This is a genomic window from Salmonella sp. SJTUF15570 (assembly GCF_043357055.1).
Classification (GTDB): domain Bacteria; phylum Pseudomonadota; class Gammaproteobacteria; order Enterobacterales; family Enterobacteriaceae; genus Salmonella; species Salmonella enterica.
The window spans coordinates 493,521-506,184 of record NZ_JBEUKJ010000002.1; the positions used below are offsets into that span (position 1 = coordinate 493,521).

At 55.3% G+C, this 12,664-nt stretch carries 10 protein-coding genes; all 10 read right to left on the minus strand.

The window, feature by feature from the left end:
* Positions 1-2: 2 nt before the first annotated feature.
* Positions 3-488: a pyridoxamine 5'-phosphate oxidase family protein gene (locus ABVN44_RS05975; protein WP_000070053.1), complete on the minus strand. Its 486-nt coding sequence runs from the start codon at positions 486-488 to the stop codon at positions 3-5.
* A gap of 64 nt (positions 489-552) precedes the next feature.
* Positions 553-1,872 carry a putrescine-ornithine antiporter gene (potE, locus tag ABVN44_RS05980; protein ID WP_000042658.1) on the minus strand — a complete coding sequence of 440 codons (1,320 nt, stop codon included), beginning with the start codon at positions 1,870-1,872 and terminating at the stop codon, positions 553-555.
* Entirely contained in the window at positions 1,869-4,067 is a 2,199-nt protein-coding gene (gene speF, locus ABVN44_RS05985; RefSeq protein WP_001292402.1) for an ornithine decarboxylase SpeF, read from the minus strand. Before speF ends, potE begins: the two co-directional genes overlap by 4 nt.
* A gap of 379 nt (positions 4,068-4,446) precedes the next feature.
* Positions 4,447-4,551: a leader peptide SpeFL gene (gene speFL, locus ABVN44_RS05990; protein WP_015632840.1), complete on the minus strand. Its 105-nt coding sequence runs from the start codon at positions 4,549-4,551 to the stop codon at positions 4,447-4,449.
* A 277-nt stretch (positions 4,552-4,828) separates the two neighbouring features.
* Complete coding sequence (gene kdpE, locus ABVN44_RS05995) at positions 4,829-5,506, minus strand: two-component system response regulator KdpE (protein WP_000186053.1); 678 nt, start codon at positions 5,504-5,506, stop codon at positions 4,829-4,831.
* Positions 5,503-8,187 carry a two-component system sensor histidine kinase KdpD gene (gene kdpD, locus ABVN44_RS06000; RefSeq protein WP_023231363.1) on the minus strand — a complete coding sequence of 895 codons (2,685 nt, stop codon included), beginning with the start codon at positions 8,185-8,187 and terminating at the stop codon, positions 5,503-5,505. The genes kdpE and kdpD overlap by 4 nt, the downstream gene beginning before the upstream one ends.
* Positions 8,184-8,768 carry a potassium-transporting ATPase subunit KdpC gene (gene kdpC, locus ABVN44_RS06005; protein ID WP_000579804.1) on the minus strand — a complete coding sequence of 195 codons (585 nt, stop codon included), beginning with the start codon at positions 8,766-8,768 and terminating at the stop codon, positions 8,184-8,186. The genes kdpD and kdpC overlap by 4 nt, the downstream gene beginning before the upstream one ends.
* A gap of 8 nt (positions 8,769-8,776) precedes the next feature.
* On the minus strand, positions 8,777-10,825 hold the full coding sequence (kdpB, locus tag ABVN44_RS06010; RefSeq protein ID WP_023231362.1) for a potassium-transporting ATPase subunit KdpB: 2,049 nt from the start codon (positions 10,823-10,825) through the stop codon (positions 8,777-8,779).
* A 20-nt stretch (positions 10,826-10,845) separates the two neighbouring features.
* A complete protein-coding gene (gene kdpA, locus ABVN44_RS06015) occupies positions 10,846-12,525 on the minus strand; it encodes a potassium-transporting ATPase subunit KdpA (RefSeq protein WP_000730078.1) in 1,680 nt (559 codons plus the stop codon).
* Positions 12,525-12,614 carry a K(+)-transporting ATPase subunit F gene (kdpF, locus tag ABVN44_RS06020; RefSeq protein WP_001670793.1) on the minus strand — a complete coding sequence of 30 codons (90 nt, stop codon included), beginning with the start codon at positions 12,612-12,614 and terminating at the stop codon, positions 12,525-12,527. Before kdpF ends, kdpA begins: the two co-directional genes overlap by 1 nt.
* Positions 12,615-12,664: the final 50 nt, after the last annotated feature.

The following is a 12,664-nucleotide window of genomic DNA, read 5'->3' on the forward strand; positions in this document are numbered from 1 at the left end:
ACTTATTCGCTCTGAGTCGCCAGATGTCGGCGGCAGGTGAGGGCGTCGCATTCGATACGCACCACGCAAACCGCTTTCATCATATCTTCCCGATAACTGAAGGTTTTTCCCGGATCGGTCTGACGCATAATGACGTCCAGGCCGTGGCGCATCTCCTCGCGTGTTTGCAATATCGATGCCAGTCCGGTGGCGAAAACGCTGGTGTAGGCGTAGCTATAATCACAGGGGTCATCGGCACGTAGTAATGCATGGTCGCCGTCCATTTCAATGCATACTGCCGGGTTCTTACGTAACAGACGCATCTTTTTCCCGGTGCGTGCGCCGTGAAAATAAAATATCCAGCGTCCGTTCTGATACTCGTAGCCAAAATTTACGGGGACAACATACGGACAGAGATTGTCATTAAACCCTATCCGACACACTTCGTGTTTACTGAGAATAGCCAGTATTTCTGCTATATCAGTGACTTCCCGTTCTGGATTACTCATTTCTATTATCTTATTCAAAGAGTGAAAATGCCCGGACTACCGTTACCGCAGCCCGGGCGCGCCATCAGCCGTGTTTATTTTTCAATTCAAAACGCGGTGAGACCAGGCCGTATAACGTCCAGCCGAGGAAGGTCACAATTGAGCCGTACAGCATGGCTTCTTCACCGGAGGAATATAGCGCGTAGAAGCTATACATGGCGCCAACGAAGGCCACGAAGTTAGCGACTTTCGCTTTTGATGACGGCACATTCGCCATTTTCTGAATGATAACCAGCGCGGCCATCGACAGAATATACGGAATAATGTTCGTCACCACCGCCAGGTTAACCAGGACGTTAAACTGACTATTCAGCGACGGGCTAATGGTCATCAGCGACAGGCCAGTCTGAATAATCACAATAATCAACATCCCCTGAACCGGCGCGTCGACTTTCGTTACACGAGAGAAGACTTTCGGGAAATAGCCTTCGTCAGCGGAGGATTTAAAGACCTGAGCGATAGTGAACTGCCAGCCCAGCAGCGAGCCGCAGCAGGACATTACCATCAGCGCCATGATCACTTTACCTACCGCAGGCGTGAACATCTGTGCAAACGCCAGACCAAACGGCGCCGTGGAGTTCGCCAGATCCATGTTCGGCACAATCCCGGCAATCACGTTAGTCGAAACGATATAGATGACCGCCGCGCCCAGCGTACCGCCCAGTACCGCAATGGGGACGTTCTTTTCCGGATTCTCGACCACGTCTGCGTTGGCGCAGGCGGATTCCAGTCCAAGAAATGCCCACAACGTCATGGCGATGGAAGAACCGACCGCGCTAAAGAACGGAACATGGTGCGGGTTCCATGACGCTACGTACATGCTGGGGCTAAACCAGAACCAGCCAATGATGCACAGGCCGACAACCGGAATGATGACGCCCCAAACGGTAACGCTACTGATCTGTCCGGTAATACGCGCGCCGCCAAAGTTTGCGATAGTACAAACCCACAATACGGCGATAGTCGCCAGGCCGATCTGGAGCGGCGTCAGCGCGGCGCCGAACAGTTCGGTGCCATAGCCGACAGCAGAGATGGCGATAGCCACGTTGGCGATCAGCAGCGAGACGCCGTAGGTATAGTTCGCCATAAAGTTGCCGGATTTACCGAAGGCATATTCGGCGTAACCGCCCATGCCGCCGGATTTACGGCTAAACATACCGCATTTCGCAAACGCCCAGGCCAGCGCCATCGAGCCGACGGCGGTGACCAGCCAGGAGATAATGGATATCGTGCCGACTTCAGACAGTTTGGTCGGTAGCATGATGATCCCGGAGCCCATCATGTTGACCATAGTCAGAATTGTGAGCTGCACGACACCCATTTTATTGGATTTAGGTTTACTCATAATTTTTCCTCCTTCAGCAGGGAGCGCTGCGCGTCACGAGGTTTAATGACGTAGCACCAGACCTGCTTACGGCCGTCGTGTTCTTCGATATAAACGCCCTGCAGTTCAGGCGCAAAGCCCGGCAGCAGGTTGATCCCTTCTTCCAGGGCGCTGAAGTAACGCAGGACAGAACCGCCCCAGATTTCACCCGGAACTACACACAGCACTCCCGGCGGGTAAGGCAGAGCGCCTTCAGCCGCGATACGACCTTCCGCTTCCGGCAGGCGAACCAGTTCGACCTCGCCGCGCAGATAGGCATAGTTGGCCTCTTGCGGATTCATACTGACTTTCGGGAAATGCGATTTACGGAACATCTCTTTTTGCAGTTGTTTCACGTTGTGCCGCGCATAGAGATCGTGCATCTCCTGGCAAAGCTGACGCAGGGTATAGCCGGCATAACGCGCTTCATGCTGTTTGTAGATGGACGGTAATACTTCCGCTAACGGCGCATCAGCTTCCAGCAGTTTTTCGAAACGAGCCAGCAGGGCGACAAGCTGTTGTAACTTCGCCATGTCTTCTGCCGGCGTCAGCAGGAACAGAATGGAGTTGAGGTCGCATTTTTCCGGCACAACGCCGTTCTCGCGCAGGAAGTTGGCGAGGATCGTGGCAGGAACGCCAAAGTCTTCATATTCGCCGCTCGCTGCATTAATGCCCGGTGTGGTGAGCAGCAGTTTGCAAGGGTCGACAAAGTACTGATGTTCGGCATAGCCTTCAAACGCATGCCAGTGTTCTCCCGGAACGAAGTGGAAGAAGCGTAGATCGCTGGCGATCTCTGACGTCGGGTATGACTGCCACGGCTTACCATCAATCAGTTCCGGTACGAACGGACGGATGTGATGACAGTTTTCGAGGATCAATTTACGGGCATCGATGCCGTTAACCACGCAATCCATCCACATATTGCGACCGCTGACGCCTTCGTGCATTTTGGCGTTAACGTCCAGCGCGGCGAACAGCGGATAGAACGGGCTGGTGGAGGCGTGCATCATAAAGGCGTTGTTCATGCGCTTATGCGGAACGTAGCGCGATTGCCCTTTGATATGGCTATCTTTTTTATGGATCTGCGAGGTCTGGGAGAAACCGGCTTGTTGTTTGTGAACGGACTGCGTCACCAGAATACCCGGATCGTTTTCGTTCAGTTCCAGCAGCAGCGGCGAACAATCGGCCATCATCGGAATAAATTGTTCATAGCCGACCCAGGCGGAGTCAAACAGGATGTAGTCGCACAGATGACCAATTTTATCGACGACCTGACGGGCGTTATAAATGGTACCGTCGTAGGTGCCTAACTGGATGACGGCCAGACGGAATGGACGTGCTTCGCGGGCGCGCTGCGGCGCGACTTCGCTAATCAGCTCGCGCAGGTAATCTTCTTCGAAGCAGTGAGCGTCGATCCCGCCGATAAAACCATACGGGTTACGCGCGGTTTCCAGATAAACTGGCGTTGCGCCCGCCTGCAATAATGCGCCGTGGTGGTTAGATTTGTGGTTGTTACGGTCAAACAGAACCAGATCGCCCGGCGTTAACAGCGCGTTGAGTACGACTTTGTTAGAGGAGGAGGTCCCGTTCAGCACAAAGTAGGTCTTATCGGCGTTAAAGACTTTCGCCGCATGTTGCTGCGCAATGCAAGGCGCGCCTTCGTGAATCAGCAGATCGCCCATCGCCACGTCCGCGTTGCATAGGTCGGAGCGGAAGAGCGTTTCGCCAAAGTATTCCACGAACTGATTACCGGCAGGATGACGGCGGAAGAATTCGCCGCCCTGATGCCCCGGGCAGTCAAATGCGCTGTTGCCCTGGTTGACATAATCCACCAGCGCGCGGAAAAACGGCGGACGTAACTGCGTTTCGTAGTGGCTTGCTGCGGTTTCCAACTGGCGACCATAGAAGGCAGTACGGGATTCATTATATTCGAATACACCAGAGATACGCGGCAAATACTCAGGCGGTACGCGCCCTTCGTCATGAGTCGCGACAAACACGGGAATACCGTAACCCGTTGCGTCGATTTCATCGAGTTTTCCGTGTTCAATGTCGTCGATGGATAACACGATGGCAGCCACGTCGATGAAACGACTCTCATCAACATTTACAATATTACGGTGTGTAGAAAAACAATCCGGGCAATGACGGCTAACGGCAATTTTTAATTCTGACATTTTTCATCTCTTTATTTCAGGTAATAGCAGGCCCTCAATTTCTCGCATGAGAAACTGATTCTTCCGGAAAAAATCAAAGCTATCCCGCTGATAAAAAAATCAGTAAATTAGCTTTATTTTAGATGTAATAAATCCCAACCCGTCCGGTTGCAGGAAATTCAGGATTTAAGGAGTTGAGTACTACGATATACAGGCAGAAACCGCGATAACTAAAATTGCGCTGAGTCGGAATTTCTTCTGTCAAACCACATGGTTAGCTGGCTGGGCGTAAAGGAATTACCGTACTGTCGCTTTTAACAATTCGAGTTATTTAGGCAATAGACCTGAATGACATAAGGGTCGGAAAGACCTGTATGCTGAAGTACCCGTAGCAGAAAAACTACCGGGCATTAAAGAAATGAAAGTCGAAACTATTACGGTGGGCAAACATCATAATATGCGTTGTCCGCCTTATATGGGGCATAAAACGATTATTATTTTCCATTTTGAGGTCCTTTCATTGATTTATTGAAAGCATGGATATTTTATCCAGGAAGCGCCAGCAATCTGTGAACCAGATCAACAAAAAACGATCATTTGAAAAATAATTAGTCGGCGATTATGCATATCGTGCTGTGAAATAACGGATTGTTTCTTAAATGTTAATTATATGTTTTTTATATTCTCCATAAAATATAATATCGCCGCGAAAATAATTATTCGCGACGCCGAAAATAAATGACATAAAAATTAGAAGTTATTTAAAAATAATGAATAGCTATTCACGGCATAAAGCGATAGCCAATTCCAGTTTCGGTAATAAAATGGCGTGGGCGGGTGGGATCTTGTTCCAGTTTCTGGCGTAAATGTCCCATATAGATGCGCAAATAGTGGCTATGCTCCACGGCGTTAGGGCCCCAGACCTGGTTTAATAACTGCCGTTGGGTTAATACCTTGCCGGCATTATTGAGTAATACCGCCAGCAGGCGGAACTCAATCGGCGTCAGATGGATTTCTTCGTCGCCACGGTGGATCAACCGTGCGGCGAGATCGACCGTCACGCCGGAAAAGCGGACGATCGGATCGGCGCAAGGGCTGGCGGCGTGCCGTCGCAGCGCGACGCGCAAACGCGCCTGCAGCTCGCCAATGCCGAATGGCTTGCTCAGGTAATCATCAGCTCCGGCGTCAAGCGCGGCAATCTTATCGCTTTCTTCGCTGCGGGCGGAAAGGACAATCACCGGTATTGCGCTCCACTGACGCAGGTCGCGAATAAAATCGATTCCGTCGCCGTCCGGCAGGCCGAGATCGAGAATAATCAGATCGGGCTTTCGCGTGGCGGCTTCCAGTAAACCACGTTGTAATGTTTCAGCTTCATACACGCGCAGGCCGTCGCCTTCCAGCGCGGCGCGCAGAAAGCGGCGGATGGCCTGTTCATCTTCAACAATCAGAACGTTTGTCACATATCCTCATGAAAATCATCAAGTTCAGGTGGCTTTCCTTGCGGCAGCGTCACACGGAAACAGGCGCCGCCCTGCGGTCGATTATAGGCGGTAAGCGTGCCGCCGTGTACCTCTACGATAGCATGGCAAATCGCCAGCCCCAGCCCCACGCCAGGGACGGCGAACTCTTTGTTGCCGCGGGCGAACTTATCGAAAATCTTCTGTTCTTGCCCCGCAGGAATACCCGGCCCGTTATCCCAGACATCCAGTTGTAAACGATCGTCCTTAACCGCAGCATCAATGCCGATACTGGCCTGCGGCCCGGCGTACTTAACGGCGTTTTCCAGCAAGTTGATCAGGACGCGCTCAAATAAGGGGCCATCGACATGGATAAGCGTTAACTGTTGCGGCAGCGACAATGTAATCGGATGCAATAAACCCGGCTCTAACATCTGTAACGCGCTCCCGACGACCTCTTCCAGCGTCAGCCACTCTTTTTTAAGATTAAACCCGCCGGACTGAATACGCGCCATATCCAGCAAATTATTCACCAGCCGGGTGGTGTTGAGAATATGCTGGCGGATTTCACTGGCCTGACGCGCGTGGGGCGATCCTGCGCTGGCTAAATCCAGCGTCAAAATCTCCGCCTGGCCGAACAATACCGTCAGCGGCGTGCGTAAATCATGCGACAGCGCCGCCAGCAGAGCGTTGCGAATACTTTCGCGCTCGCTGGCGAGACGCGCCTGTTCTTCGCTGGCGGTCAGCGTCAGTCGTTCCAGCGCGTTGGCGACAAGCAGAGTGAATGTTTCCAGCAGGCGTTGCTGCTCCGGCACCATTAACTGACGCAAATTACCCGGTTCGACGATAGCCAGACCGTACGTTTTATCGGCGCTTTTCAGCGGCAGGATTTGATAAGGTACGCCAGGGAGGGTATCGGTGCCTGCGCCGGCAGGCTGGCCTTTATCAAAACTCCAGCGCGCAATTGCGTCGTCCCACGGCGTCATGCCTTGCTGGTGGGTGAGAGGCAGCAACTTACCGTTAGCATCAGGTAACAAAATTTGGCTGCGCGCCTGGAACGTCGAGGCGATAAACCGCTCGCTGGTAGCGGCGATATCATGTTCGCTACGCCCGACGGCCAGCGCTTTAGACATTTCATATAAATGGCGGGTACGCTGTTCCCGATAACGGGCGACGCGCGCCTGATAGCGCACCCCGGCAGTAAGATTGCCAATCACCAGACCAACCGTCAGCATCACGGCAAAGGTCAGCAAATACTGCACGTCCGAAACGGCGAGCGTACCGCGTGGCGCGATAAAAAAGAGATCGAAACTCGCCACGTTAATCACCGTCGCCACCACCGACGGCCAGCGTCCGTAAAGCAGCGCAATCACCACTACGCCCAGCAAATAGAGCATTACCAGATTGGCGGCGTCGAAGGTGACAAGCCACTGCATAGCGATAAGCGTGGTGATGGCGCAAAGCGCCACGGCGACCAGACAGCCCTGAATCTGCCCACGCCATTTCTCTTTAAAAGGTCGGTTATCAGGCGTTTGCGCCAATGCGCGGGCTGGCGGCTCTTCCAGCGCGACGATCACCTGATCGAGATCCGGCGCGCGCCTGGCAAGACGGTCGGCGAAAGCGTCACGTCGCCACCAGCGTCGCGACGCCGGGCGGCCCATGACGATTTTCCCCAGATTATGTTCGCGGGCATAGCGCACGACCGCTTTCTCTTCGGCGGGATCGGACAGGGTGGCGGTTTCCGCGCCAAGCTCCTGCGCCAGGCGCAGCGCGCTTAAAATGGCCCGCCGTTGTTTTTCCGGTAAGCGGTGTAACGTTGGCGTTTCGACATAGACGGCGTGCCAGACGCTGCCGAGCCGGGAGGCCAGACGCGCCGCGGTACGCACCAGTTTTTCGCTGCCGGTGTTATGCCCGATACACAGTAAAATCGCATCGCGGGTATGCCATACTTTTTCTTCGCCCGGATGCGCGCGCCAGGCGCGCATCTGATCGTCCACGCGATCGGCTGTCCGGCGTAGCGCCAGCTCGCGGAGGGCGATCAGATTGCCCTTGCGGAAAAAATGTTCAATAGCGCGTTCCGCCTGGCCGGCGATATACACTTTACCTTCGTTGAGCCGTTGGCGCAGATCGTCGGGCGGCAGATCGACCAGTACGACTTCATCAGCGGCATCAAAAAAGGGATCGGGGACGGTTTCGCGCACCTGAATCCCCGTGACGCCGCTCACCACATCGTTCAGACTTTCCAGATGTTGTACGTTCACGGTGGTGAAAACGTCGATTCCCGCTTCCAGCAGCTCTTCAATATCCTGCCAGCGCTTAGGATGGCGTGAGCCAGGCGCGTTACTGTGCGCCAGCTCATCCATTAAAATCAGCGCCGGACGCCGGGCGAGGGCGGCATCCAGGTCAAATTCGCGAATTTGCCGCCCCCGGTGCGAGTGACGTTTTGGCGGCAGAATGGTCAGCCCGTCAAGTAGCGCGGCGGTCTCTTTACGGCCATGCGTCTCTACCACGCCGATCACCACATCCAGTCCCTGCGCTCGCAGCCGCTGCGCTTGCGCCAGCATCGCCCAGGTTTTTCCGACGCCTGCGCAGGCGCCGAAGAAAATTTTCAACTTCCCCCGGTGGGGCGGGGGCGTTTGTTCCAACAAGCGATCCGGATCAGGACGCAAGGGTTCGTCGTTCATTTCGCTCTGTGTCCCTGTAGCGCATCCAGCGCCAGATTAAGCTCAACAATATTCACCACCGGTTGCCCAAGAAAGCGCGCCAGCGGCCTGTGCGTATATTCTGCAACCAGTTGCGCGACCTGTTCAACGGGAAGCTGGCGAGCCGCCGCCACGCGGGGGATTTGCCATGCCGCGGCGCCGGGCGTCAGATTATTATCCAGCCCGCTTGCCGAGGCCGTCGCCAGCTCAACCGGAACCGCGGAACTCGCCTGGGGGTTAGCGGCGCGTAGCGCGGCGACGCGGGCCTGTATTTGCGCATCCAGTTCGGGATTGCTGGCGGCCAGGTTGCTTCCGCCCGACGCCAGTGGATTATAAGGCGTATCGGCGGTGGCGGAGGGCCGGCCATGAAAATAACCCGCGGCGGTAAACGATTGTCCGATAAGCGCTGAGCCGCGTATCACATTGTCTTTATGAATCAGCGAGCCATTAGCCTGCCAGGGAAACCACCACTGCCCCAGCGCCGTGGTCAGAAGCGGATACACGCCGCCGGTCAATAACAGCAGAAATAACATTGTCGAAAAAGCAGGACGTAAACCGATCATCATACACCTCATGCCAGACCCAGCAGGGTCAGCAGCACATCAATCACTTTGATGCCAATAAACGGCACCACCAGACCACCCAGACCATAGATCCATAAATTACGGCGCAGCATGGCCGATGCGGAAAGCGGCTTATAACTCACGCCTTTTAATGCCAGCGGGATCAGAAAAATAATAATCAGGGCGTTAAAGATCACCGCGCTCAGAATGGCGGAGTTCGGCGAATGCAGCCCCATCACGTTGAGCGCGTTTAGCTGCGGATAGGTAGCGGCAAACGCGGCGGGAATAATGGCGAAATATTTCGCTACATCATTCGCGATACTGAAAGTGGTGAGCGAGCCGCGCGTCATCAGCATCTGCTTACCGATATGCACCACTTCAATCAACTTGGTCGGGTTAGAGTCCAGATCCACCATATTACCGGCTTCTTTCGCCGCCTGGGTGCCGGAGTTCATCGCCACCGCGACGTCAGCCTGCGCCAGCGCCGGGGCATCGTTAGTGCCGTCGCCGGTCATGGCGACCAGCCGTCCTTCCGCCTGATATTGACGGATCAGCGCCAGCTTGGCTTCCGGCGTGGCTTCGGCAAGAAAATCGTCCACACCGGCTTCGGCGGCAATCGCTGCCGCCGTCAGGCGGTTATCGCCAGTGATCATCACCGTTTTAATGCCCATCTTTCGTAGCTGGGCGAAACGTTCTTTAATGCCGCCTTTAACGATATCCTTGAGGGCGATAACACCCAGTACGCGCGCGCCTTCCACGACCACCAGCGGCGTCGCGCCCAGACGCGCTACGTTCTCAACGTTTTGCTCGACATCGGCGGGAAAATGGCCGCCATTGCTCTCGACATGACGCCGAATCGCGTCCACCGAGCCTTTACGGATCATCCGGTTATCGATATTAATCCCGCTCATGCGGCTTTGCGCGGTAAACGGAACAAAGGTGGCATGAAGCGACTGCACATCGCGTTCACGCAGGTTAAAGCGCTGTTTGGCGAGGATCACAATGCTGCGGCCTTCCGGCGTTTCGTCGGCCAGCGAAGCGAGCTGCGCGGCGTCAGCCAGCGTGCGTTCGTCCACCCCTCGGGCGGGTATAAAATCGGACGCCTGGCGGTTGCCGAGCGTGATAGTGCCGGTTTTATCCAGCAGCAGCACGTCGACATCGCCCGCGGCTTCTACGGCGCGGCCGCTGGTGGCGATGACGTTCGCGCCCAACATTCGGCTCATTCCGGCTACGCCAATGGCGGAGAGTAGCCCGCCGATGGTAGTGGGGATCAGGCACACCAGCAACGCCACCAACACGGTGACGCTGACCGCGTTACCGCCCCAGGCGGAGAAGGGCCACAGGGTGGCGGTCGCCAGTAAAAAGACAATGGTCAGGGCGATGAGCAAAATCGTCAGGGCAATCTCGTTAGGCGTTTTCCGCCGCTGCGCGCCTTCCACCATCGCGATCATCCGGTCAAGAAAGGTTTCGCCAGGATTGACGCTACAGGCAATCACCAGCCAGTCGGAAAGAATTCGCGTGCCGCCGGTGACAGAGGCGAAATCGCCGCCGGACTCACGGATCACGGGCGCAGATTCGCCGGTAATCGCACTTTCATCCACCGAGGCGCCGCCTTCGATCACCTCGCCATCGCAGGGAATAATATCGCCCGCTTTGACCAGGACAATGTCGCCTTTCCGCAGTTCAGCGGCGGGCACGTTATCGGCCTGCGCATCATGACGCGGGGTGCGCAGGCGGCGAGCGAACGCGGTCTTTTTCACCCCTTTCAGACTGTTTGCCTGGGCTTTGCTGCGGCCTTCCGCCAGCGCTTCGGCAAAATTGGCGAACAGTACGGTGAACCATAACCACAGACTGATAATCCCTGTAAACAGGGCGCTTCCCGCTATTTGTCCTGTTACCATAGCGAGCGTTAACAGAGTGGTTAGCACGCTGCCGGCCCAGACCACAAACATCACCGGGTTACGCCACTGGGCGCGTGGGCTTAATTTTTTTACGGCATCCGTTAGCGCCTGTACAAGTAAAACAGGTTCAAACAGCGCCAGTTGCTTGCGACTCATATCAATGTACTCCGCATCGCTCAAGGTAAAGAGAAATGTTCCGCTACCGGGCCAAGCGCCAGGGCAGGAATAAACGTCAGCGCGCCGACCAGCAGTACCGTGCCGATGAGCAGTCCAATAAATAGCGCGCCGTGGGTCGCCAGCGTTCCCTGACTGGCCGGCTGTACTTTTTTACTGACCAGCGATCCGGCGATGGCCATGACAGGAATAATCACGCCGAAACGGCCGACGAACATGCAGAACGCCAGCAAACAGTTCCAGAAAGGCGAGTTAGCGCTCAGACCCGCAAAGGCGCTACCGTTGTTGTTGGCGGCAGAGGAGACGGCATATAGCACTTCGCTAAAACCGTGCGGGCCAGGGTTCAGCATTGCGCTGCGTCCGGCATCCGTCATCATCGCCAGCGCCGAACCCAACAAGACCAACATCGGCGTGACCAGAATCGCCAGCGCGGTCATTTTCATTTCGCGCACGTCGATTTTTTTCCCCAGATACTCCGGCGTGCGACCGATCATCAGCCCCGCGATAAACACCGCCAGCAGGACAAACAGCAACATGCCGTACAGGCCTGAACCGACGCCGCCAAAGACCACTTCGCCAATTTGCATCAGCCACATCGGCACCATACCGCCCAGAGCGGTAAACGAGTCGTGCATGGCATTTACCGCCCCGCAGGACGCCGCGGTCGTGACGACGGCAAACAGGCTGCTGGCCAGCACGCCAAAGCGTGTCTCTTTACCCTCCATGTTGACGCTACTGTCCGCGCCTGCCGCCAACAGATGTGGATTTCCCTGAACTTCCGCCCACATCACTACCGCTACGCAGACCACAAAAATGAATGACATTGCCCACAGTAGCGCGCGTCCCTGACGGCGATCGCCCGCCGCTTCGCCAAAGGCGAAACAGAGCGCGGCTGGAATCAAAAATATCGCCAGCATCTGCGCCAGATTAGTGAGCGCGGTGGGGTTTTCGAACGGATGCGAAGAGTTGGCGTTAAAGAAACCGCCGCCGTTAGTGCCAAGCATTTTGATCGCCTCCTGCGAAGCAACCGGCCCCATCGGCAAGAGTTGTTTAGCGCCTTCAAGAGTGGTGATGGGCTGATAAGCCGACAGGTTTTGCGGTACGCCCTGTTGGATAAAAAACAGCGCGATAATTAACGCGACAGGAAATAATATCCATAGCGTAATGCGTACCAGATCTTGCCAGGCATTACCCAGCGTGTGCACATTCTGGCGCGTAAAGGCGCGGATAAGTGCAAAAACCACCGCAATCCCGGTCGCCGCCGACAGGAAATTTTGCACCGTCAGCCCCGCCATCTGGCTAAAGTAGCTCAGCGTGCTTTCGCCGCTGTAGGCTTGCCAGTTGGTATTGGTGACAAAGCTGACGGCGGTATTCAGCGCCAGATCCCAGGACAGCCCCGGTAGCCGCTGCGGATTTAAGGGCAGCCACTCCTGCCAGAATAGCAGGCAAAACAGGATGCCCAGTCCCAGCAGATTGAGCGTCAGTAGCGCCAGTAAATACTGACGCCAGTTCATTTCGTGGTCGGTAATGCCAAGAGTCCGCCAGAGGATACGCTCAACGCCAGCCACGCCCGGCAACGGAACGGCGGCGATGAGCCTTGCCAGGCCCGAACCCAACGGTTTCGCCAGTACCAATAAAATCAGTAAAAAACTGGCGATCAGTAAAAATCCTTGCGCGGCCATCAGAACGCCTCCGCATTAATCAGGGCATAGACCAGATAACCTAAAAGTAAGAAAACCAGCACGATGCCGGTTATCACGCCTGCACTCACAGAGCACCTCCAGTGGCATTGTTTTACTCCTGAGAAAGGTAATTTTTTGG

What these genes read in the sequence shown, in the direction of transcription:
- ABVN44_RS05975 (WP_000070053.1), bottom strand. Translation starts at nt 488, where the DNA reads ATGAGTAATCCAGAACGGGAAGTCACTGATATAGCAGAAATACTGGCT.
- potE (WP_000042658.1), bottom strand. Translation starts at nt 1,872, where the DNA reads ATGAGTAAACCTAAATCCAATAAAATGGGTGTCGTGCAGCTCACAATT.
- speF (WP_001292402.1), bottom strand. Translation starts at nt 4,067, where the DNA reads ATGTCAGAATTAAAAATTGCCGTTAGCCGTCATTGCCCGGATTGTTTT.
- speFL (WP_015632840.1), bottom strand. Translation starts at nt 4,551, where the DNA reads ATGGAAAATAATAATCGTTTTATGCCCCATATAAGGCGGACAACGCAT.
- kdpD (WP_023231363.1), bottom strand. Translation starts at nt 8,187, where the DNA reads ATGAACGACGAACCCTTGCGTCCTGATCCGGATCGCTTGTTGGAACAA.
- kdpC (WP_000579804.1), bottom strand. Translation starts at nt 8,768, where the DNA reads ATGATCGGTTTACGTCCTGCTTTTTCGACAATGTTATTTCTGCTGTTA.
- kdpB (WP_023231362.1), bottom strand. Translation starts at nt 10,825, where the DNA reads ATGAGTCGCAAGCAACTGGCGCTGTTTGAACCTGTTTTACTTGTACAG.
- kdpA (WP_000730078.1), bottom strand. Translation starts at nt 12,525, where the DNA reads ATGGCCGCGCAAGGATTTTTACTGATCGCCAGTTTTTTACTGATTTTA.